We start from the raw sequence: 22,947 nt of genomic DNA on the forward strand, positions 1-22,947 counted from the left end.
AAGGACTTTTCAGTGGCGCGAGGATTTTGAAAGGAGCTTTCCGCGGGGCGGCGCCTGAAGGTCGATACATTGGCCACGCAGGAAGGTGCGTCGTACGACGCCATTCAGCGTGAAGCCGTGATAAGCCGTGATGGGATGCCGATGATGCAGTTGGTGCTTATCAACCACGAACGACTCATCGGGCGCGAAGATGCAGAAGTCGGCATCGCGGCCGACTGCGATTCGACCCTTGTGCGAAAGCCCGGCGAACTCGGCGGTCTTTTCGCTCATCCACCTCGATATGTGCGTGAGTTGGTATCCGCGTTTTCGAGCCTCTGTCCACATCACCGGCAGGCTCACCTGGAGTGACGAGAGGCCGCCCCATGCGGTGGCGAAGTTCCCCGAATCGAAATTTTTCATCTGGAGTGTGCACGGCGAATGGTCGGAAATCACCATGTCCAGCAGCCCGCTCTCGATTCCCCGCCAAAGGGCTTCACGATTGTCGGCTTCGCGAATCGGCGGACCGACCTTGAAAGCCGTGGCCCCATCGGGGATTTGCTCAGCTGCGATCGTGAGATAGTGTGGGCAGGTTTCGGCGCTGACCTTCACGCCCTCCCGCTGCGCCGAAGCCAGCATCGGCAATACGTCAGCTGTTGACAGATGCAGAATGTGCGCTCGGCCACCAGTCAGACGTGCCGCCTCGACGACCTGTGCCACTGCAAGATTTTCCACGCCGCGCGGTCGATAGGACAGGTACTCTGCGTAGCTTCGGGTGTCGGGAATATCCGGAATTTTGGCGATGGCATCAGCACTTTCTGCGTGAACCATCAGCACCTGATCCAACGGTGCCAGTTCCCGCATCGCCTCTTCCAGCTGTTCGAAGGAGATACCAGGAAATTCATCGAGACCGGTTTCGCACACGTAGCATTTGAAGCCCAGGATCCCGGCCTCATGCAGCGAACGCAGGTTGCCGAGGTTGTGCGGCACGACGCCGGCCCAGAAACCCATGTCGACGTAACATTGCCCTTCTGCCGTTTGCCGCTTCAGCTCGAGGGATCTGAGGTCACACGTGGTTGGCGAACTATCCAGCGGCATGTCAACCAGGGCCGTGATGCCACCCGCGGCTGCCGCTCGCGTTGCGTGGGCGAAACCCTCCCATTCCGTGTTTCCCGGGTCGCACAGGTGCACGTGGCAATCCACAATGCCAGGCATCAGCACTTCATCGGGGCCCAGATCGATGATCCGGCGGCCGGTCATGCTCGCCGATAAGGGAGCGATTTCGGCAATGCGGCCATCTGAAACCCCCACGGAGCAAGCCACCTCCTCGCGGTTGACGATGGCACGGCGTGCCCGTATGACAAGATCGAATTGAGACATGGGCGATTCCCGCACTTTGGTTGATTCGTTGGTTGTTCCGCTAGTTGCGGCACTCCCGGTGCAATGAAGTGGAAGCGCCGCGCGGTCTTCAGATTCTGGAGAAGCCGAGAACTTTCGTAGCATCCGCGCGCTTTGCAACGATGCCCACACCGATCAGGTAGACCACAGCCCCCGTAATCCATGACTGCAAGGCCGGTATTCCGATTGTGTCTTTGTTCAGCATGGGAATCAGGCCCGCCGTATACAGGCCAACCAGGGCACCTGCCGCAAGCGCGATAATTGCTGGCCAGTTTGCGGCGCTCACTTCGCTCCAGCTCGCAACCCGGTGCGTGGGTCGCTTCAGCCCGAACAACCACGGCACCACAAAGAGGTCCATTGCAATAATGGTGCTGGCCACCGGCACCGTAGTCGAGCCGATGCCTGTCACGACCGTAAAAGTGTCCTGGAGGTTACCCAGAAAGAACGTCAGAGCAGCAGCAATCAGACCAAGACCTAACACTGTGTACTGACGCTTCCATCCCTGGAATCGCGAGAGGATGTTTTGCGCACCGTTGACTGCGATATACAGGTTGCCGTCCTGCACTGCCCACTGGTTGATGAGGATGATGATGACACCGAGAAGCGAACTGCCCAGCATCGTCAAGCCGATAAAGGAACTGATGCTCGGGCCGAAATCGGGTTGATTTGAATAGGCTGCCACCATGTAACCAAGCACGGGAAAGAAGAAGGCCCCGACGACGTAGGAGATAACAATGGTCGGCACACTCCACAGGGACTCACGGCCCACCTTGGAATAGCGAAAGAAGTCCGGCTCGTTACCCCACGTGGAAAGTCCGATCATCGCGCCGGCGATCGTCAGGATGGTAGCCGGCGTGCTGGTGTGCGGCACCGCCGCGATCACATTGGGTGTGACCACGGTGAAAGCCTTGAACACCGCATACAGACCCCAGAGCAGAATGACCGGCACCGCAACTTTTTGCGCGAATCGTTGCACCCCTTCGAAGCCAAAGTACGTATTCACGATCATCACAAATGCGAGTACCGCGGTAATCGTCGCGACAGCAGGAAGCGTAAACAACCCTCCGACGACATCCATGATGAACTTGACCGTGAACAGGTAAAAACCCATCCCGTTGACAACCAGCAGGATCGAAACGAACCCGGCACCCAGCACACCGAAAACGTTTCGCGACAGCACCGGAAGCGTCTGACCCGTAGCCGCTCCGCTATTCGCAGAACCGATGCAGTACAGGGACATGAGGCCGGTGGCGATCGCAAGGGCCACAAGGAGCTGGATTAAGGAGAGTCCCTGAAAACGGGCTCCGTAGCCCACCAGGATGGTGCCGAAGCTCGCCTGCATCGACAGGAATTGCGCCAGCATGCGAAAGTTCGAGCGTCGCTTGCCCAGTGGGACGACCGACTCGGTGTAGTCCGCAACATCCTCATCAGTGAGGTGGAGCACACTTTCGATCTCTTTCGTCATCACCGGATGAGTCGGCGACACCTCGCCTTGCTCATGATTGGTCATGTTGTCTCCAATATATTTGTCTTCCCGCAAATAGTTGCGGGATGCCGTCGTCTGGCCTGTGAATTCAGCTTGTTGACCAGGACGGCTTCAGTATCTGTCGTCGAATTTGCGGCGACAACGCCAAAAATTTCAACGTTCTACATTGATAGAATTAATGTGCCTCCCGCGGTGCGACGCTTCGGCAACCTCCTCGTCATCCCCGATATGCGGAAACACCTTCGCATGCTACGGTTGCGTCAGACGCACATGACGTGAACGTTGAATAGCAACCAGATCCCCCGCGCCATACGACTAATGCGAAATCAGACCAGACCGGCCTCATCAGTTTCGGTCGACCCAAAGCGTGCGCGACGCCGGGAACTCCAGTTCGCTCGCAACCTCGATTGGAACCTGCTGAAGATCTTCTACGAGATCGTGGATGCCAAAGGGTTGACCAGGGCCGCCGAGGAGCTGTCGCGCAAACAGCCTGCCATCAGTCTTGCCTTGCGACGTCTTGAGGATCAGTTGGGCGTCGTGCTGTGTCGGCGCGGTTCGACAGGCTTTGAGCTTAGCGACGAAGGCCGGGTACTATCAGATGTCTGCAGACGCATCCTGGATCACGTGCGCGAAGTGCCGGCCCGAATGTCCAACTTGCAGGACCATTTGACAGGGCACATTCATGTGAGCATGGTGAGCAATCTCACCTCAGAGCCATTCGACGCTGCGGTGGGTTCATTTCACCGGAAATACCCCCGCGTGGAATTTCTTGTCGAGATCTCTTCGTGGGAAGGGGTTGTGAACGCCATCCTGCAGAAGAAGACAGATGTCGGCATCGCGCCTGCGCGGACAAAACGCGCAGAACTGAAGTACGACTATCTCTACACAGAGGTCCATCGAATCTATTGCGGGCGATACCATCCGCTATACGGACGGCGTGGACTTACCATGGCGCAGCTCAGCGAGGAAAGCTACATTCTTACGGGTGCCGATGAAGACGAAGACCTTACCCGCTTTCGTCAGCAATACGGACTTGGCAAGAAGGTCACTGGACGCTCCGATTACCTCGAAGAGGTAAAGCGATTGTCCGCACTTGGGGTTGGCCTGTGCTTTCTTCCCGAACCTTTTGCCAGGCAGGATGTCGAGGCGAAGAAACTCTGGCCGCTTTTGCCATCAAAGGATGCGCCGCGCTCGGACATCTACGTGATCACGAACCCGGCAATCCAACAGCATGCGGCCCGCGATCTGTTGATTCAGGAACTCTTGCAGTTGAAGAATCAGAAAGCTGCCGCGGCGAACGGATAGCGGCCTGCCTCAGCTAAACGTCGCCACTGTTCCCTGCCTCGCAGCTACGCGAGCAGCCCTTAAGGATTCCCTGACCCCAAGTTCAGCATCCCCCGCCCGTTTTTTCTCGATGTCCCGACAGCACCACGAAAACTGGCCGCATACGATGAATGCACGTCAATCGTCCCTTATCCGGGTGCTGTCATGTTCCCCTACCTGTCTGAGCGAGAAAATTCTATCGAGCATATCAACGCGATGTGCTTGCACCTTTTCGATCTGTGGTGCGAAAGCAGAAGCGTAGTGCCGCTGACGCATCTGTTACGAGGCTGGCCGCTGACGAACAGCGATCCCGAAGCCCTCCGGCGCCTCGGCAACGCGCTGCGCGATCTCAGACGACAACATCTGCTCGACGCCAAAGGTGCGTCGTTTCAGGAACTCTGCGAGCTATCGGATTGCGTCGAAGATCTGCTTGTCCTGTCATCCCTATCAACGTGGGCAACGAGCAGCGCGTAGCGCGACCGGAGACACCGCGCCCCGTGCAATGCGATTGGTATGTGGAGGACAGCGTGCATTTCAATGAAATCAGTGACGAAGAATGGCTACAGTTGGCGCCCGTCCTGTCCGATGCCCCCATCGTTCATGGACAGCGCGGCCGGCCCCGCGTGCAGGTTCGCGTCGTCGCCAATGCCGTGCTGTGGATACTCACCACCGGCGAACCATGGTCCCGGTTGCCGGGCACCTTTCCGTCGATACCAACGTGCCGGCACCGCTTCGAAAAATGGCGTTCGACCGGCGCCCTTGCGGACATGCACAGGCTCCTCTCGGACGCCGGACGCACGTTTCGTTGCGGCCCGGACGGCCTGCTGAAACTCCGCCATGCCAAGCCACGCGTCATTGACCGTCAGCCCAGGGACGAAGGTCTTCGCCAGGTGTTCTGGAAAGACCAGGCGTCGTGGCAGACACCGCATGACACACAGCGGCCACGTCATACGGTGGATACGTTCACTCAGATCGCACGGCAGCTCCCTGATTCTTCGCGCACGGTGCCTGAGCGCGAAGAATCCCACGCTCCGCTCAAACTGCCTCAGTCCATCCATCGGCCGGTCTCACCCTGGATGGGCCTCGCGTCGAAAGGCAAATGCGAATTTGACCCGCGTGGCTACGTCATCTACCTTGCCGCCGATCCGGTGGCTAACGCCCGCTTCCGCGGATGGGCCGAGATCGTGCGGGATGCACGGCGGGTCGCCCGCTCTGGGCTGATTGGCCCGAGCTTCAAGAACAGCGAGGCGGCACAGCAGTACGCGTTCGAATGGGCGCGGCGATGGATCGACGAGGTAAGCGGCAGTAACGCGGACGACGCCGACGAAGTCGAGGACGATTTCTGGCAGCGAAAACTACGGTCCGGGTAAGCGGCCCATCGACGGCGTGCGCGTACGGCTGATGCCGGAGCCAACAAAAAAAACCGACCGTGACGCCGTCAGAGCATCCAGTATTCATCTGGAATTCTGCGGTCCGCTTCGGAGAGGTAAGGATTACCCAGTTGAAAGGTCTTCCGCGACGCGGGCTTCGTGCGGGCCAGCGCATCCTGAATGTAGGGATGCGAGTTGAACAGTCTCATGTAGGTGCCGTCGCGATACGCCAGCACGAGACCCTTCTCAATCGTATTCGCGAGGGCTTCCTGGCCCGTCGCGACATAGAAAATAAAATCGGATCGATACTTCAGCATCAGTCGTTTCTCGACCGACAGATCAGGCTCGCGGTGCTGGCGGCCCTCCAGTTCGGAGAACGCTTCAACCACGCCTCTTGGAAAATAGTCGACGCGCCCGCTCTGGGTCATCTCGAACATCGTCTCGTAGGTCGACGTCTGAACCTCCAGACCCGCGGCCGTCAGGATATCGGCATCGATCCACCCTAGACCCTGGCCACAAGTGAACGCCTTCAGATCGGAAAAGCGCTCAATTCGGTCGAAATCCTTTTGCCGGTCTTTTCTTATGACGAATACCCGATAGCCGATCAGCCCGCGATGGATTGGAATCCGCACCACGTTCAGCCCGCGTTCAGCCTTTGCCTCCATGCTCGTCCAGTGCAGATTGATTGTGTTGTTGCCGTTCGCCAGTTCGGCCAGCGCACGGCCACGCTCCATGATGATTTCGGCCTGCCGCGCCGTATAGGAGGCTTTCGCCGTTTTCATCGCCAGATCGAGGACAGCGAGGGCAAACGCGGCATGCACATCGCCGCCAGGACGAATGCGCGGATAGACAATCTCGAAGTGCTCCTGCGATGCCGCAGGCGTGCCAAGCGTCACGCCTGCGGCGCCCAGCGCGGCCAGTACAAAACGCCTGCGATGCATAGATGGATGGTTTCTCGGCACGGAATGACGCGCCCGGATCGGCGCAATGCCGCACAGGCTTCCGCCTGAACGGTCCTGCATCGTGCCATGCGTTATGCATGCTGGCAAACCGTGCTTTCCCGCTGACGCAGCAGGCGCTTCACTGCGCCCGACGCGTCAATGAACCACGCCAAAGATCGCGCTGACACCCTCCGCAGGCGTCAGTCCTACGTTGAAATAGCCTTCCAGCCTCAACGCGGTCGCATCGTCGAGTATGAAAGGCGGCCGGATGAAGCCGATCGCAAACGCGTGGTCGTACCATTCGCTCATCCACACGCGCAATTCTGTCTCGTGCTTCGACAGTTCCCCCGAGTGCTCTGCGCTCATCGATGATCTCCCTTGTCCGGACCCGCCATGTCACGCCACGAGCCGCTCGAAACCCATCCTGCCCAGGTTGTCCTCGGGCGGAAATACGTGCCAGGTACCGTCGCTGTGCCGGTAGAAGAACAGCACGATCGGACCATCGGGCCGCCTGATTTCGATGCATACCCGGCAGGTCAAACCGTCCTGCGAACCATGCAGCGCGAGCAAACGGGCGGGCATGGCGCCCGCGGTTGCCTGCAATTTTTCGCGCAAGCCGCGCAGTGAACTTTTCGTCGCAACCACGTTTGCCCTTCGCACTTCTCGTTCCCGTTTGACAATCGTGGGGCAACGGCGAGAATTTTTCCGTCAGCAGCGATGGATTGTGAATTCAGGAAACGCTGGTTCAGGGCTCAGGATTTCCTTAACGGCACGCTTACTCCGTGATCAAACCGTGCCTGATCGCATACCGGATCAGTTCAGCGTTGTTGTTAAGGCCGAGTTTCTGCATGAGACGCATCTTGTGGGTACTGATGGTCTTGGCACTGAGCGAACACGATTCGGCAATCTCATTGATGGCTGTGCCGGCAGCCAGCATTTGCAACACCTGGAATTCACGGTCGGACAGAACTTCGTGCGGCGGCGCGTCACCGGAATGGGTCTCGAAGACCATGGCGTCGACCAGCTTCGGATCGATGAAGCGCCCGCCTCCGGCCAGCTTGCGGATTGCTGACAGGAGAACGTCGGGATCGCTGTCTTTCGTCACATAGCCCGTTGCCCCCGCTCGCAGCGCTCGCGAGACGACCTGCGCCTCGTTGTGGATACTCAGCACGAGGATGGGCAGAGCGGGCTGCTCAGCACGTACGCGCCGGATCAGATCGACCCCGCTGATCCCGGGCATCGTCATGTCAAGCAGCACAAGATCGAACCGCTTCGTACGCAGGCGCTCAAGCACTTCTGAACCCTGCGCGGCCTCGGCGGCGACGACGATGTCCGTGGTCGTCGCGATAATCTGTTTCAGGCCTCCACGCACGACAGCGTGGTCGTCAGCAATCAGGACGTTGATCATTTTTTTCCCCGCCTGCAAGCGGAATGTGAATGGAAATGGCCGTGCCCATGCCTTGTGCACTGTCGATCGTCATTGCCCCGCCGATCAGGCGGGCACGCTCCTGCATGCCGAGCAGACCGTACGAATAACCTGTACTCGCCATGGCTGGATCAAAACCGCAGCCGTCGTCGCTGACGTGGAGGTCGAGCGTCGTCGCCGTGCTGGTCAGCGTCACGTCGACTCGCGCCGCATTGGCATGGCGCCCAACGTTGGTTAGCGAAGCCTGCACAATGCGAAACACGGCGGTGGCGCAAGTCTCCGGCAACACGGGCTCGCCTCCGTTAATGTGCAACTGGCAAGGAATGCCGTTGCGGCGGACGAAGTCTTCAACCAGCCACTCCAGCGCCGAAACGACCCCGAAGTTCAGCGCCACAGGCCGCAGATGGTTCGCGACATTGCGGACCATCCAGATCGTTTTCTCGACAAGTTCACGCATGTCGTCAGCCTTGCGCATCGCGTCGGGATCATGGCCGAGGCGCATTTTCAGCAGTGAAACGTCCATTTTCAAGGCCGTCAACAGTTGGCCCAGTTCATCGTGAATTTCCATCGCGATGCGCTTGCGCTCTTCCTCGCGAATCGCCTCCATGTACGCGGACAATTCGCGCAACTGATTGCGCGATTCGAACAACTGCTGCTCAATACGCTTGCGCGACGTGATGTCGTTCAGGCCAACGTAGATCGCCGGCGCATCGCCGAAGGTCGCCACGCGCGCGGTCGCCATGGCCCAGAACGCCGAGCCGTCCACCCGGCGCAGATGGACTTCGCTGTTATTGAAGCTGCCCTCCTTGCGCAGTTGAGACACCAGGCTGTCACGATCGCCGGCGTCCACATAGAAATCAACGATATTGGTCAGCATGCCCGCGCGCGCATCGAGACCGAACAGTTCGCGCAGCGGTTCATTCGCGTACAGAATGACGCCTTCGGGCATCGACGTAATGCACAGCGGGATTGGGCTGGTTTCGACAATCGTGCGAAAGCGCGCTTCGCTCGCCTGCAGTTTCGCTTCCGCCCGGCGGCGCTCGTCGACCTGGGCGGAAAGCCTCGCGTTCGACTCCGCCAGTTGCCTGGTGCGCTGGTCCACCTGCTGCTCAAGGACATCGCGCGCGCTCGACAGTTCGGCCTCTGCCTGCTGGCGTACCGCCACTTCTTTCAGAAGCTGGCGGTTCTGCGCGACAAGCTGGCGGTGCATCACGCGCAGGGCGAGATGGGTCTCGATCCGGGCCATCATTTCATTGACGCGGACTGGCTTCGCCACGTAATCGACGCCGCCGGCCGAAAAGCCCTCGACCATGTCATCGCCGCCCGTCAACGACGTCATGAAAATCACCGCGATATCACGCGTGCGCTCATTCGCCTTGAGCCGCCGGCAAGTCTCGAAGCCGTCGATACCCGGCATCTTCACGTCGAGCAGGATCAGGTCGGGTTGCGAAAACAGCGCGCGTTCGAGCGCCTCTTCGCCATCGAGTGCAACGAGTACCCGAAAGCCGCGCTCTGTCAGGCTATCGACGACCACACCAAAATTCGCAGGCGTGTCGTCCGCAATGAGGATCGTCGGCCGCTCGCCGGCATCTGCGTTGAGATCGCTCATGGCTTGGGCTCGACATGTAAGTATCGTTCGACCAACTGAAGTATGGCTTTCGACTGATAGTCCCGGGCAAGCGCGCAGAGCTGCGCCGTGAATAAGTGATAACGCGGATCGCGCGCCGCCATTCTCTCGGCCCAGACGATGATTTCATGCATGTCACCCAGGCGGGCAAGATGATGCAGTTCTTCCATCTGTTGCCAAGGCACCGCCGCCAGGCTTATCTCGGGCGTATTGGGCCGCGCGGACGGTGGTGGCGAAGCATGGATCCACGTCAGTCCGAGCAACGTAGCGATCTGCGTGAGCAGCGCGTCGAGGTCGACCGGTTTGGACAGGAATGCGTTGACACCCGCGTCCATGCTCGTTGCCCTGTTGGTTCCGGAAGGACTGGCGGACATCGCAATGATCGGAACGTGCGCGAACGCCGGCAATTGACGCAGGTTGCGTGTCAGGTCGAGTCCGTTCATTTCAGGCATCACGATGTCTGTGAGAATGAGTGCCGGGCGTTCGCGCTGCGCGGTCTCGAACCCCTCGCGACCGTTTTCCGCCTCAACAGTATCAAAGCCAAGACGACTCAGCAGATCCACTGCAATCGTGCGATTGACCTCGACGTCGTCGACAACCAGCACCTTCCTGCGCGGCCCCTCATAGCCCGTTATCGTATCCGGGGCCGGTGCGGCCGCTGCCGTCGTGCGCGACACCGGCAACACGCTCGCCGCCGGCAGTTCGAACCGGAAGGTACTGCCCTGCCCGATGCGGCTTTCGACCTCGATCCCGCCACCCATCGCACGCACAAACTCCCGGCTGATGGCCAGACCGAGGCCGGCCCCGCCTGCTCGCCGCTCGGCCGCGCCCAGTTGCTCGAATGGCTCGAAGATCGTATTCAGCAGGTCGGGACCAATGCCGATACCGGTATCACGCACTTCGAAACGGACGCGGTTCAACGCAGACCTCGAGATATGCAGGCTGACGCAACCAGAATCGGTGAACTTCACGGCGTTTGCAAGCAGGTTGAGCACCACCTGCCGCAACCGCCGCTCGTCGGCACGCACGCCGGCAGGCGCATCCTCAGTGATTTCGCAGATGAAGCCGAGACGCTTTTGCTCCGCTTTCACGCTGATGATTTCGCGAATGACATCGACAAACCCCGCCAGCGGCACGTCGCAGATTTCGACACGCAGCTTGCCCGCTTCGATTCTCGCGAAATCGAGCGTGTCTTCGATCAATGTCAGCAGATGTTCACCGCTATTGCGGATGGCCTCAACGCGTTCGCGCTGCCGCTCGCTCAGCGTGACATCGCGCGCCAGGATTTGGGCATAGCCAAGAATGCCATTCAGCGGTGTCCGCAGTTCATGACTCATATTCGCCAGGAATTCACCTTTGGCCCGGTTGGCCGCTTCGGCCAGATTGCGTGCTTCGCGTTCAGCCGCCGCGTCCTGCTCGTCGCGATACGCGCAGTACAGGCGCGCGCCCATCGCATTGAATGCGGCCGCCATGCGGTCGAGTTCGTCCGGCTCACGCGGCGTGCGCCGCTGCAGACTGAATGGCCGGGGCGTTTCACGGAAATCGTAATTTTCCACCGTGCGCGCAATCGCAGCGACATGCCGCATAACCAGACGGGACAGGATGTAGACAATGAACAGCGAGACGAGGAAGGTGTTGGCCGCCTGCGTGACCAGGATCATCGCGGCGGTTCGCATCAGCTCATCGTAAAGATCGAGGAGCGTCGCCTCGACGTAGAGCTCGCCGATCTCCCGCTCTTTGCCCTGTACTTTGTAGACAAGCGGAAACTCGCGGGCGACGACCGGGCCGGCCGAGCGCTGACCGGCGCTCATGTAGGCAGATTTCCCGTGGCTCCCCGGCTCGCGAATTTCCACGGCCCGGATATCGGCGAGACGCAGAATGCCATTCAACTCCAGTTGCAGTTGGGCATGATCGAGCCGCCATAGCGCTTCTGCGAGACTGTCGCGATTGCTGCGATCAATGTCCGCCAGGCGATTTTCAATCTGCTCCACCCCACGGTAGTAATCGCGGTAAAGCTGTAACCCGGTCAACAACACAGTGACGGCGCAACTGACGAGCAACACCGTCACGAGCAGCCGCAACACAAGGCTACTCCGGAAGCGGCTGATCAAACTCCACCATGCGTCGAACAGGTTGTGCTTCATACATCCCCGTGAGTGCTACGGTTCTAGTTTCGTCTATTCTGCACTCGTTGCCGCGGCGGGATACTGACACGTCTGCCGCCACGTCGGCAGGGTGGCGATGCAACGTTTGCCTGCCCCCAGCCAGTCGCTCGTTCGGGTTTTTCCTGGGCTCCGCCGGCGCTCACGCCGGGTGAAACGTGCCCTGACTCATCTGAAGACCGCTTACATGCCGTACCGGACCCGCCCCACAGGCGGTGCATCGTCTACCGCCTTCTGCACATAGATCCGGGGATACAGCACAATCTCATCGATGCATAAAGCCAACTCGCAGAGGATCGGCCAGATGCGACCGCCGAGTGCGTCGGGATCCGTCCTGCCCAGTTCGCGTAATCCGTCCGCCAGGCGTTTCACGGACGCGTGCCCCTTATCCGGTAACGGCCAGCAGTGCAACAGGTAGCCGAGCGGGATGACGCTTCTGCTTTCACACCACGTCTCGAACAGGCGCTGACACGCGCTGTTCAGGCGTTCAAACACGTGTTCGTGGTCCTCTGAATGACCGCACATAACGGACCCGCTGATAAAGACGACGATAAACCATCGTAGGGAGATCGACCGCGCTACGCAGTCAGGAAGCCCGGAAAAATGCACTTCCGATCTGCTGAATATGCCGTCAGGAAATCCTGAATGCCGACGCATGAGCTAGTGCGGTCCAGGATAGCGGCGAATCCCTGGCTCATTAGCCGGCATTGCCACGGCCGGCCAATTCTGCCAGCGCACGCCCCCGTTCCGTCAGGACGTGAGCCTGCCGCGCCACGTACCCGGCGCCTGCCGCTTTCATTGCGAGGTCGAGCACCGGACAGGAAGCCCGGCATCGCGTCACATATCAGGCGCTTGAGTTCCGCGCCTGCTGCGCATTCTCGGAGATATACGGCGACAAGCCGCGCCGGTGCAGCGCGTCGCCCAGCTTCGCCCGCAGGAAGCTGCTCCCCGTATAGCGGGATACCGTCGTGTAGTAACGCTCGACCAACCCTTTAACCATCTCCGCATAGGCATCTTCCAGCTCCGGCAGCAAGCTGAAGTTGTCGTAGTTGACGATCGCATGCACGTGCCGGCCGAGCGGGCCGATCAGCGCCTCGACCTGCTGGCGAATCGCGTCGATGTCAGCGACGCTGCGCACGCTATGCCCCTCAAAGTTGATAAACAGCGTATTGCGCTCGGGGTCGTACGCGAAACGGTTCGGCAGCGGCAGCCGCAGCAGGTCGTCGCGCAACCCCATCGGTTCAGGACGGAAGATGCGCGCGTCCATCAGGGCCGGCGTGTCCTTGATGATCGGCGTGAACGCCATCCGGTCGAGCACGTCGCGCTGGAGATCCACGCCCGGCGCCACTTCGATCAGTTCCAGCCCGTCGGGCGTCAGTTGCAGTACGCAACGCTCGGTCACGTACAGCACGCGCTGGGCGCGCGCGCTCGCGACGTGGCCGCTGAACGTGCAATGCTCGACCTCGCGCACGAACTTCGCGACCTCGCCGTCGTCGACGATGCGCAATTGCCCGTCATCCAGTTGCACCTGCAACCTTCCCGCGTTGAAGGTGCCGACAAACACGACTTTCTTCGCGCTCTGGCTGATGTTGATGAAGCCACCCGCGCCGGCGAGCTTCGGGCCGAACTTGCTGACGTTGACGTTGCCCTCGGCATCGGCCTGCGCGAGGCCAAGGAACGCGATATCGAGGCCGCCTCCGTCGTAGAAGTCGAACTGGTAAGGTTGATCGATGATCGCCTGCGCGTTGACCGCCGCGCCGAAGTTCAGGCCGCCGGCGGGCACACCGCCGATCACCCCGGGCTCCGCGGTCAGCGTCAGCAGGTCGATGATCTTCTCTTCGCTCGCGACTGCAGCGATGCCCTCGGGCATGCCGATGCCCAGGTTCACGACGCTGTTCGCATCCAGCTCGAGTGCGGCGCGCCGCGCGATGATCTTCCGTTCGGTCAGCGGCATCGGCTCGACGTGCGCGAGCGGCACGCGAAACTCGCCGCTAAAGGCCGGGCTGTATGGTTCGGCGAAAGTCTGCCAATGGTTTTCCGGGCGCGCGACGACGACGCAATCCACCAGCATGCCGGGAATCTTGACCTCGCGCGCAGGCAGCGCATGGCGCTCGGCGATGCGCTCGACCTGCACGATCACGATGCCGCCGGAGTTGTGCACGGCCATCGCGATTGCCAGCGATTCGAGCGTCAACGCCTCGCGCTCCATCGTGACGTTGCCGTCCGGATCGGCGGTCGTGCCGCGGATGATGCCGACATGGATCGGGAACGTCTTGTAGAACAGGTACTCCTCCCCGTCGATCGGCATCAGGCGCACCAGGTCCTCTGTGGTCCGCTCGTTGAGCTTGCCGCCGCCGTTGCGCGGATCAACGAAGGTACCGAGCCCGATCCGCGACAGATAGCCGGGCTTGCCCGCGGCGATCTCGCGAAAAAGATGGGAGATCACACCCTGCGGCAAATTGTAGGCTTCGATCAGATTCGACGTCGCGAGGTGCTGCAGTTTCGGCACGAGTGACCAGTGGCCGCCGATCACGCGCTTGACGAGGCCCTCGTGCGCCAGATGATTAAGGCCCTTGTCACGCCCGTCGCCCTGACCGGCGGCATACACGAGTGTCAGGTTGCGTGGTTTGCCGACGGCCTGCAGGTACGCGTCGTCGCTCGCCAGATACAGCGCCTCCAGCGCGAGCGCGACTTCCTCGGCAAAACCGATGCCGACGAAGCCGCCGGTCGCCACCGTATCGCCGTCGCGGATCAGCCGTACCGCGTCGCAAGCACTGACAATCTTGCCCTGCGAGGTCTGCAAAAGCGTTGCGAGTTGCACGTTCTGAGTCATGACGTCTCCAGTCAACGGAAGGGTTCGTCCCGGATGCGGCGCTTTTCCCTGTCGACGCGGTTGATCGCCGGGTTCTGATTGGCCCAATGATGCGCTCGAATCGAAACGCAAGTTTCTCGCCCACCATCACGCTGGCGGGCTGGAGTGGCCGGAAACGTTCGGCTGCTCAGCCGTGGATGTTCCCTTTGCCGTAACCGCGCGATGGATCGCTTCGGTCAGCGCATTGTTGACCTCGATGAGCCGGTGCATCTCATCCTGGATCTTCAGGAGCGCCTCAGCGTCCTTGTAAGTCTGTAGCGCCTGCTTGTCTGAGGCGGCCGCCGCAACCTTTTGGCCCACCATGATGACTGACAGCAGCACCAACTGCAATCATCCTCACCTCGCGACTGGAGGCACCCATGAGCCCGATATCCTCGCCGATCTCCGCAGCCCAGCACGCACTCGACACCGAGCCGCAATACATCGATGCGCCAATGTCGGCGGCCGCCGCGTTCCTGGTCCTCGTCGTCAAGGACGATGACGTGTCGATCGCCACGGCCCGCTCCGTGGTGGCCAGCACCGACGACCTCGTCAAGGACGTCAGGATCCGAGCCGATCGTGGCGTGTTCACCTGTAACGTCGGAATCTCGCATCGCGTGTGGGGTCCACTTACCGGGAAACCCGCGCCCAGCGAGCTCGCGCCGTTCCAGGAGGTGCGGGGTGCCACGCACACTGCGGTGGCCACAGCGGGCGATCTGCTGTACCACATCCGTGCCGATTCGACGGACCTGATCATCGAGTTCGAGAAGATTCTCCTTGAGGCCTTCGGCGACGCCGTCACTGCGGTCGACGACGTGGCCGGGTTCCGCTACTTCAACGGGCGCGACCTGCTCGAGTTTGTCGACGGCACCGCGAATCCCGACGGCCTCGACCTGCCCGCCGCGACGATCGTCGGCGAGGAGGATCCAGCCTACGCCGGCGGCAGCTACGTCGTGATCCAGAAGTACCTGCACGACCTGTCAGCCTGGCGCGCGCAAACCGTGGAGAGCCAGGAGGCGATCATCGGGCGTACCAAGTTCGACAACGTCGAGTTGCCGGACGCGACGGAGGGCCAAAAGTCGCACAAGACTCTCTGCACGATCGAGGACGCCGAGGGCGAGCACGACATCCTGCGCGACAACATGCCGTTCGCCGTCCCCGGCCGCGGCGAGTACGGCACCTACTTCATCGGCTATTCGCGCCACCTCTGGGTGATCGAGAAGATGCTGGAACGGATGTTCATCGGCAACCCTCCGCCGCTTCACGACCGGATCCTGGACTTCTCCAAGGCCGTCGCCGGTGTGACGTTCTTCGCTCCGGCCCGCAAGTTCCTGAGCAATCTGGCTGACTGATGAGGGACCCGCTCGATTCAACCTCACGCAATAGGCTTTGAAAAAGCCGGGGCATACTGGCACTTCCTGTTCGAACGCAACTTGTGCCTGATACTGTTGGTTGTACTGAGAGAGCGATCTTCAACACCACCACGGAGGCAACATGGCACCTGATCGAATCATGTTTATCCGGCACGCGGAGAAGCCAACCGCCAACGAGGGCATCGGCATCGAAGCGGACGGTAAGGCCGACGACGAAAGCCTCGCGGTTCGCGGCTGGCAGCGTGCCGGCGCGTTGGCGCGATTCTTCTGTCCGATCCACGAGCCGCATTCTGCGCGACTGACGCCGGCCAGCGTGTTCGCGCCGGGCAACGGTCCTGCCAGCAAGAGCAAGCGAGCGATGCAGACCGTTGCGCCTCTCGTTGCGCTGCTGCGACAAACATCGCAGGTGAACTACGTCACGACGTACCTGAAAGACGACGGGCCGGCGCTAATGGGGGACGTGCTGACCCAATCCGGCGTCGTGCTGATTGCATGGGAGCACAAAGTGCTGCCGTCGCTATTCGGACACGTGCCTCGCGCTCCCGCGGTTCCTGCAATGTGGCCGGAAGACCGGTTCGACATGGTTTGGATACTCGATCGCGCACCGGGCGGATGGTCGTTCTCACAACTCCCGCAATTGCTACTCGCCGGCGATAGCGCCGAGCCAATCAGGTAGACCTTCCGGTAGCGGCGAGATCAGTCTGCGGCGCTACGCGGAGGTGTGCGCAGCCTGGAGCGGCAGATCGGTTCAGTATTTCGGTATGTCGCGTTGCGCGTTGCTGAGGACCCGGCCACGCACGAACGAATCGAGCCCGATCGCTTGTCATCGATATTGGGTCATCGCCGCTTCGAGAGCGAGGTGGCAATGCGTACCAGTTTGCCGGGCGTGGTGACCGGACTTGCATGGACACCCGTTGGCGGCGAACTGCTCTTCATCGAGGCCAGTAGCACGCCGGGTGCTCGCGCAGCATCATCTCGCGTTGGCGCTGATCGAGCCGGCCGCGCGTCTGATCGCCGATTTCGCGCGACAGGCGAAGGACTTCGATTCGTCCGGCGACGGCATCCAGCACCTTGTCGAGCCGCTTGCAGAGATCGAGCGTTTCCAGGATGTCCTGCTTGCTCGCCGGTGGGATGTCGAGCAGACCGGCCACGCTATCGGCCAGCAGCGCGGGCGACTCGATCGCATCCAATGCCCTTATCAGTTCGCCCCCCGCATTGGGCAGCAGCCCGATCATTTCGCCCGCACGTTGCTTCAGGACCAGCACGCGCGCGTCGATGGCAGCGTCACTGTGCGCGGTGTCGGGCAGCAGTTCCACCTGAGCGGCGCGGAACCCGAGGCCGGCCACTGGCGCGATCAGGCGAAAGCGCTCCACACCCTGGCATATCAGGTGATGCGCGCCGTCGTCCGGACTAGTGACATAGCGCAGCACATTTGCCACGGTGCCAATCGTGTTGAGGCCATCGAAGGGCGGATCCTGCAGCTGCGGGTCGCGTTGCAGCACGATGCCCAAGGGCTGCTGGCGCTTGACGGCCGCCTGCACATCCTCCTTGGTCTGCCCATGCCCCGCCGTCAGCGGTAACACCATGCCCGGAAACAGGACGGTATTGCGGACCGGAAGCAGGATCAGGCTGTCTTTGGGGAGTGCCGGCAAGGGGGTGGCCTCCCGGCTCGCCGAGGTGGCCTCAGGGGCCTCGCTATCGCTGTCCGTGCTCATCTTCGCTCCTCGATTCGCCGGCGCTCGCCGGGCTCATTCCAGTCTCTCGAAGTCCAGCAACAGGCAACCGTCTTCGGAGTCGCGCCGTGCCAGGCGGTAGCGCCCGGCCGGAAGCCGGATGTGCCGCTCGGAGCGTCCATAGGGAATTTCCAGGCAATGGACTGCGCCTCCGGCGAAGGCCCGGGGCAATGTCCTCTCGGCGGTAACGATCAGCGTCGCGCCTTCGAGGTTCAGGTTGACGCGATCGGGAGGCACGCCGGGCAGCGCCACCACGATCGCCAGCAAGCCGTCATGCTCGAACACTTCGATGGGTGGCTCCCATACTGGCGCCCGCGTGTGCTGACCAGCTAATCGGAAGAACTGGCGATGCAGCCGTTCGGCGCGCTCGAGCGCATCGATGGCGGCTTCCCACATCATGGTATGGCGAGTGGATGTCACGTCTGGCTCCCTGCCTGTTCTGTCAGCCCGACACTGGCTGTCCATTCATCAAAGGCCAACGTCGGATGCATGTCAAGTAAGTGAGGACGCATGGACCGCTCCTACCAATCTACAAACGGGCAATCGCGCTGAACATTCACCCGTGTCGTATGCGTGTCACTCGGCTGATCGCGTTCGATAGAGGCCGAAATGTCGATATGCTTATCAATATGTCCGATACTTACCATCGCCTTATACACTATTGATGTGAGCCGCTAGTCACGCCGAGAATGTAAGACAGCCAGCTTCCCGTTGTACGTCCACATTCGTTTCATTCCGATGTCGGCCCTTTCTCTGTCTCTCGCCGACACGGTCGTTGCAGCTCATCGCGGCACGATCTACCGCAAGCCGCTTGGTGCATAAAACAGGGAGTAGGTCTCGATCGCTGACCTCAGCGTGATCGAGTATAGGAGGGGGAGCTGATGTCAGCCCCCAGGTGAGGTTTGCGGTTTGCGTTACGGGAAGAAGAGTTCGGCGGTAAGTGGTAGCGGATCGCCCTTCAAACCATTTCGAATTGCAAGTGCGGCCTTCTCGCTGATCAATTCGCGGTGCCGTTCGAACTCCTGCAACAAGTCGTTTTTGTGGCCACCCGGCTGCGACAATTCCTTAAGCACTTCCCTGCTCACAATGCAGAAGTGGTGGACGCTGTCGACTCTGATGCCGAACTTAACGGCCTCACCGTCATTTGCGACACTAATGCCTTCGATGTTGTCAGCCATCGTTGCCTCCGTTGGTAGCTTTCAAAGAAGCCTAGCATGAAATATCTAGCCGACGCTGACTTTGCGGATGAACGCGATGGCGTCGACGTCAATACTAATCGTCGCAATCTTATTCAACCGATTAACTACCAGACGGAAGATTTGCGGCTACCCGCTCACGCGTTTTGTTCTGCCGCACCCCGAACAGATCAAACCCCAATTCGAAACAGCACCGACTTCTCCTGCGTGTATTCATCCAGCCAGTTTTCACCGAATTCTCGCCCAAGCCCGGACCGCTTATATCCGCCAAATGGGGCATCCATCAATGAATACAGGCCGCCATTGATCACCACGCCGCCGGTGCGCAAACGCAGCGCCATGTCATAAGCCTTCGCCGGGTCACGCGAATGAATCCCGCCATACAAACCATATCGGCTGTCATTGGCAATCTGCACCGCTTCTTCGTCGCTATCGAAACCGATCACGCTGGCCACAGGGCCGAAGATCTCCTCCTGCGCGATCGACATATCGTTCGTCACGCCGTCGAAAATCGTCACGTCGTAGAAGAAACCTCTGTCCAGATGAGCTGGCCGCCGCCCGCCGGCCACGAGCCGTGCGCCCTCGTCCTGCCCCTGCTGCACGAAGCGCTCGACACGGCTGCGGGCCGCTTCGCGGATCAGCGGTCCGACCACCGTGCCGGGCGCCGCCGGGTCGCCGACGCTCAACTGCGCCGCAATCGCACGCATGGTTTCGACATACGCGGGACGGATCGCGTTGTGCACGATATGACGTGTCGCCAACGCGCAGCCTTGGCCGCAATGGGTCGACACCTGGAACACGCCTTCCATCGCGGCTTTCTGCACGTCGGCATCTTCACGCACGATCAACGCCGACTTGCCGCCGAGTTCGAGCAGCGTCTTCTTGATGGTCGGTGCGCCTTGCGCCAGAATCGCCGCCCCCACCTGCTCCGAGCCGGTGAACGTCACCATGTCGACACGTGCATCCGCGGTCATCATCTGTGCGACGTCCGCATTGCCGGTGACGATATTCAGCACGCCGTTCGGCAACCCGGCTTCCTGCGCCGCCTCGCCGAACAGCAGCGCCGAAAACGGCGTATGCGGCGACGGTTTGAGCACGACCGTATTGCCTGCCAGCAAAGCCGGAAACAGCTTGGCCAGGTTGGTGAGAAACGGCGCGTTGAACGGCGTGATCGCCGCCACCACGCCGATCGCTTCCCGCACCACGACACCGCTGCCGATCAATTGCGCGCCGGCGGGATCGAACGGATTGAGCGCGGTCGTAATCGGCAGATGACGCGCGGCCTGGTTGAGGGAGCGCTCGATCGCGGTTTCGACGATCTTCATCGGCGACGCGAACATCATGGTTTCGGCAAGTGCTTGCGTTGCCCCGGCTTCGACGATCTGCAACGCCTTGATGCGGTCGGCACGCGCGAGCAACGCGGCATGCACGCGCCGCATAAAGCCGGCGCGCTCCGCCGCCGACATGCGCGGCCACGGCCCGCGATCGAATGCTTCACGCGCAGCGGCGAGCGCGGCTTCGGCTTCGTGCAACCCGCCAACCGGCGCTTCGCCGATCACTTCCTCGGTGGCCGGATTCAACACGGGCTGACGCTCACCACTTTGCGGCGTGACCCACGCGCCGCCAATAAAGAGCCGCGTCTGTTCGGTGAACTGCTTCGGCAGCGCCGCAAAATCGTTCATTCGATGTCTCCGTCCATGTCGTTGTCAGATGGCGATAGCGCTGGCAGCAAGGCCACGCTCATTGCTCGCCGAGTATCAGTTCAGCCGCGCGCATGCCGATCGCCATGGCGGGCGCGTTGGTATTGCCCGCGATCAGCGTGGGCATGATCGACGTATCGACCACCCGCAGGCGTTCGACGCCACGCACCCGCAGTTTCGTATCGACAGCAGCGGCATCGCTGTTGCCCATCTGGCAGGTGCCGGACACGTGAAAGGCGGTTGAGCCGAATTTGAAGTACGCCTCGACCAGTTCCTCATCGGACGTGAACGCCGGACCCGGCGCGGTCTCCTCGGTGAAATGGCTACCCAGTGCCGGCTGGCGCAGCATGCGGCGGATCAGCCGGATCAGCTCTACGCTATGACGGCGGTCCTGTTCGGTGTCGAGATAATTGGCGTCGATGGCGAGCGGCGCGCCGTGATCCGCCGACGTGATGCTCACGCTGCCCAGGCTCTGAGGATGCGTGAGATAGGCGACCCAGGTCATGCCGGGTTGCGAGTCGATTGCGATCTTGCCGTCTTTCACCGTCAGCGAATACAGACCGACGCCGATCTCCGCATTCGGACGCGTCAGTTCCGGGTTTGTTTTAACGAAGGCGCAGACCTCGTGCGCCGCATGCGTCATCGGGCCCGCGCCACGCAGCTGGTAGCGGAACATGTTGGCGACGAGCGGCCAGCCGCGAAACTGCCGGTTCAGACTGCCGCCCGTGACGCGCGCGCTCAGCATTATCGGACGATGCTCGCGCAGGTTGCGGCCCACCGCGGGCACGTCGGCAACCACGTCGATGCCGAGTTCGTGCAATCGCTTGCCGTCGCCGACACCGGAGAGTTGAAGCAATTTCGGCGAGTTCAGCGCGCCCGCGCTCACCAGCACTTCGCGCCGCGCATTCACGGTCAGCACGGCGCCCTCAGCCGTGCGCAGCGACACGCCCGTGGCGCGCTTGCCGCTGAAGTTGATCCGCTCGACCTCGACACCCGTGCGAATGTCGAGATTCGCACGGCCGCGCACGGGATCGAGAAACGCCTTGGCCGCGCTCCAACGTCGCCCGCGCCAGATGGTTCGCGGCTGGTAGCCGATCGCCGCATCCGCGGCGGCATTGATGTCCCCGACTCGCGGCACACCGCTCTGCCCTGCTGCTTCAATCACTGCCTCGCAAAGCGGATCGCCCGACGGGTGCATCGACACTTTCAGCGGACCACCCGCGCCGCGCCACTGCGCCTCACCAAGCTCGTGATCCTCCATGTCCTTGAAGCAACGGCCCATGTCAGCCCAGCCCCAGCCGGTGCAACCCGCGGCTTCCCAGTCGTCGTAATCCCGTGGATGGCCACGCAGATACACCATGCCGTTGACCGAACTCGAGCCGCCGAGCGTACGCCCTTTTAACCAGTCTTCCGAGCCGCCGCCGCTGCGCTGGGTGGCGCGATAGCTCCATACGAGCGGACCGCCCGGGCTCAGGATTTTGCCGATGCCGCGCGGCATGTGAATCAGCGCGCTGCGATCCGGCGGCCCGCTTTCGAGCAGCAGCACGGACACAGCCGAATCCGCCGACAAACGGTTGGCCAGCACACAGCCCGCCGACCCTGCTCCGACAATCACATAGTCGTAATGCTCACGAAAAGCCATCGATCGTTCCTGTGACAAGTTCACGGTTTTGTCCGTCGCCGGCAGGGGTGCCGTTTCGAGCTCGCGCGGCCAACTGCCGAAATATTATGAACACATATAGTCAATGTGTCTCGTATTTGGCAATGCCTCCAGGGTATCTCTGGAGATGGCGCTTTCGGAGCCCCCGCGAGGCCGGGTAACTCCTGATAGCGGATAAGTTGAACAGGTTCGATTCTGGTGATCAATTTAAGAAAATGGCGGCGGATGGTCCGACTGGCCAGCATTACCTCCCGACTGTCGAGCATGCAAGCCCCACGCCTTATCTCACGTCCTGCTGTCCATTCCTTGCGTCGACCCGTTGATGCCCTGCGCCGAGTTGCACTCTACGCGCTCTCTCCGCACCTGCGTCAGATGCGCGCCATCGCCCGAAATCCATTGTCACAGAAGGATTCGATCGAAAATCCGCGGTCCTTGACCTTACCTGGCGGCGCACCTTTCACCTGCGGAAACGGGTTGACTCTCCGTCTCCTGGCGCGGCGTCACGCAGCATCCTTACCCCCATCACCGAAATGGATATGAACAACTTCGCTGAATTTGTCTCGAATAAGGGAAAACGAGAGAATCGAAGTCGAAATTCTATCTATAGAATTCAATTCCGAATCCAGGCGAATCTAACGAGTCCCGACGAGCAGACTGCACAAAGTTGAACACTGTGTGCAATTCCCTGGGCGGCAGCGTGAAATTCACGAGGCCAGCAGTACCGA

At 61.0% G+C, this 22,947-nt stretch carries 21 protein-coding genes and 1 pseudogene; 6 read left to right on the forward strand and 16 right to left on the reverse strand.

Annotated features, from left to right (window positions below):
• Positions 1–9: 9 nt before the first annotated feature.
• Both allB and HHL24_RS07145 read right to left on the reverse strand, forming a co-directional pair.
• Positions 10–1,356, reverse strand: a complete 1,347-nt coding sequence (allB, locus tag HHL24_RS07140; RefSeq protein ID WP_169484801.1) for an allantoinase AllB — start codon at positions 1,354–1,356, stop codon at positions 10–12.
• A gap of 88 nt (positions 1,357–1,444) precedes the next feature.
• Positions 1,445–2,884 (reverse strand): cytosine permease, encoded by a 1,440-nt coding sequence (locus HHL24_RS07145; protein WP_169484802.1) that lies wholly within the window; start codon positions 2,882–2,884, stop codon positions 1,445–1,447.
• Between the two features lie 258 nt (positions 2,885–3,142).
• Between HHL24_RS07145 and HHL24_RS07150 the strand changes: the two genes are divergently transcribed.
• The 3 genes from HHL24_RS07150 to HHL24_RS07160 all read left to right on the forward strand — a co-directional run bounded on the left by HHL24_RS07150 (position 3,143) and on the right by HHL24_RS07160 (position 5,553).
• A complete protein-coding gene (locus HHL24_RS07150; protein WP_169484803.1) occupies positions 3,143–4,165 on the forward strand; it encodes a LysR family transcriptional regulator in 1,023 nt (340 codons plus the stop codon).
• Between the two features lie 279 nt (positions 4,166–4,444).
• A complete protein-coding gene (locus tag HHL24_RS07155; RefSeq protein ID WP_329606595.1) occupies positions 4,445–4,657 on the forward strand; it encodes a hypothetical protein in 213 nt (70 codons plus the stop codon).
• Positions 4,658–4,710: 53 nt separating this feature from the next.
• Positions 4,711–5,553, forward strand: a complete 843-nt coding sequence (locus tag HHL24_RS07160; RefSeq protein ID WP_329606596.1) for a transposase — start codon at positions 4,711–4,713, stop codon at positions 5,551–5,553.
• 68 nt (positions 5,554–5,621) lie between these two features.
• Here the strand turns inward: HHL24_RS07160 and HHL24_RS07165 are convergent, their stop codons facing one another.
• From HHL24_RS07165 to HHL24_RS07205, 9 genes are all read right to left on the reverse strand, one after another.
• Positions 5,622–6,494: a type 2 periplasmic-binding domain-containing protein gene (locus HHL24_RS07165; RefSeq protein WP_169484805.1), complete on the reverse strand. Its 873-nt coding sequence runs from the start codon at positions 6,492–6,494 to the stop codon at positions 5,622–5,624.
• 156 nt (positions 6,495–6,650) lie between these two features.
• Entirely contained in the window at positions 6,651–6,860 is a 210-nt protein-coding gene (locus HHL24_RS07170; RefSeq protein ID WP_169484806.1) for a hypothetical protein, read from the reverse strand.
• A gap of 30 nt (positions 6,861–6,890) precedes the next feature.
• Positions 6,891–7,139 (reverse strand): hypothetical protein, encoded by a 249-nt coding sequence (locus HHL24_RS07175; RefSeq protein ID WP_407947485.1) that lies wholly within the window; start codon positions 7,137–7,139, stop codon positions 6,891–6,893.
• Between the two features lie 130 nt (positions 7,140–7,269).
• Positions 7,270–7,902, reverse strand: a complete 633-nt coding sequence (locus tag HHL24_RS07180) for a response regulator (protein ID WP_169484807.1) — start codon at positions 7,900–7,902, stop codon at positions 7,270–7,272.
• The gene (locus HHL24_RS07185; protein ID WP_169484808.1) at positions 7,880–9,529 is read right to left on the reverse strand and encodes a response regulator; all 1,650 of its coding nucleotides are present in this window, start codon (positions 9,527–9,529) and stop codon (positions 7,880–7,882) included. Before HHL24_RS07185 ends, HHL24_RS07180 begins: the two co-directional genes overlap by 23 nt.
• A complete protein-coding gene (locus HHL24_RS07190; protein WP_169484809.1) occupies positions 9,526–11,691 on the reverse strand; it encodes an ATP-binding protein in 2,166 nt (721 codons plus the stop codon). Before HHL24_RS07190 ends, HHL24_RS07185 begins: the two co-directional genes overlap by 4 nt.
• A gap of 201 nt (positions 11,692–11,892) precedes the next feature.
• A complete protein-coding gene (locus HHL24_RS07195; protein ID WP_329606597.1) occupies positions 11,893–12,204 on the reverse strand; it encodes a hypothetical protein in 312 nt (103 codons plus the stop codon).
• 349 nt (positions 12,205–12,553) lie between these two features.
• Complete coding sequence (locus HHL24_RS07200; protein ID WP_169484810.1) at positions 12,554–14,542, reverse strand: acyl CoA:acetate/3-ketoacid CoA transferase; 1,989 nt, start codon at positions 14,540–14,542, stop codon at positions 12,554–12,556.
• 126 nt (positions 14,543–14,668) lie between these two features.
• Complete coding sequence (locus HHL24_RS07205) at positions 14,669–14,911, reverse strand: hypothetical protein (protein ID WP_169484811.1); 243 nt, start codon at positions 14,909–14,911, stop codon at positions 14,669–14,671.
• Positions 14,912–14,940: 29 nt separating this feature from the next.
• Between HHL24_RS07205 and HHL24_RS07210 the strand changes: the two genes are divergently transcribed.
• The 3 genes and pseudogenes from HHL24_RS07210 to HHL24_RS07220 all read left to right on the forward strand — a co-directional run.
• Positions 14,941–15,912, forward strand: a complete 972-nt coding sequence (locus HHL24_RS07210; protein ID WP_169484812.1) for a Dyp-type peroxidase — start codon at positions 14,941–14,943, stop codon at positions 15,910–15,912.
• A gap of 142 nt (positions 15,913–16,054) precedes the next feature.
• Complete coding sequence (locus HHL24_RS07215) at positions 16,055–16,609, forward strand: histidine phosphatase family protein (protein ID WP_169484813.1); 555 nt, start codon at positions 16,055–16,057, stop codon at positions 16,607–16,609.
• Positions 16,610–16,651: 42 nt separating this feature from the next.
• Positions 16,652–16,894: pseudogene (locus HHL24_RS07220) on the forward strand (S16 family serine protease); the annotation flags it as partial.
• On the opposite strand, the gene HHL24_RS07225 reads toward HHL24_RS07220, so the two are convergent.
• The 5 genes from HHL24_RS07225 to HHL24_RS07245 form a co-directional block, all read right to left on the reverse strand.
• The gene (locus HHL24_RS07225) at positions 16,866–17,648 is read right to left on the reverse strand and encodes an LON peptidase substrate-binding domain-containing protein (RefSeq protein WP_268966692.1); all 783 of its coding nucleotides are present in this window, start codon (positions 17,646–17,648) and stop codon (positions 16,866–16,868) included. The pseudogene HHL24_RS07220 and the gene HHL24_RS07225 sit on opposite strands and share 29 nt — an antisense overlap.
• 33 nt (positions 17,649–17,681) lie before the next feature.
• Positions 17,682–18,086 carry an Hsp20/alpha crystallin family protein gene (locus HHL24_RS07230; RefSeq protein WP_329606598.1) on the reverse strand — a complete coding sequence of 135 codons (405 nt, stop codon included), beginning with the start codon at positions 18,084–18,086 and terminating at the stop codon, positions 17,682–17,684.
• A 494-nt stretch (positions 18,087–18,580) separates the two neighbouring features.
• Complete coding sequence (locus tag HHL24_RS07235; RefSeq protein WP_169484814.1) at positions 18,581–18,844, reverse strand: DUF1488 family protein; 264 nt, start codon at positions 18,842–18,844, stop codon at positions 18,581–18,583.
• Positions 18,845–19,032: 188 nt separating this feature from the next.
• Positions 19,033–20,544, reverse strand: coding sequence for an aldehyde dehydrogenase family protein (locus tag HHL24_RS07240; protein WP_169484815.1), 1,512 nt, complete (start codon positions 20,542–20,544; stop codon positions 19,033–19,035).
• A 58-nt stretch (positions 20,545–20,602) separates the two neighbouring features.
• Positions 20,603–22,204, reverse strand: coding sequence for a GMC family oxidoreductase (locus HHL24_RS07245; RefSeq protein ID WP_169484816.1), 1,602 nt, complete (start codon positions 22,202–22,204; stop codon positions 20,603–20,605).
• Positions 22,205–22,947: the final 743 nt, after the last annotated feature.

The organism is Paraburkholderia polaris (assembly GCF_012927345.1).
GTDB classification, from domain to species: domain Bacteria; phylum Pseudomonadota; class Gammaproteobacteria; order Burkholderiales; family Burkholderiaceae; genus Paraburkholderia; species Paraburkholderia polaris.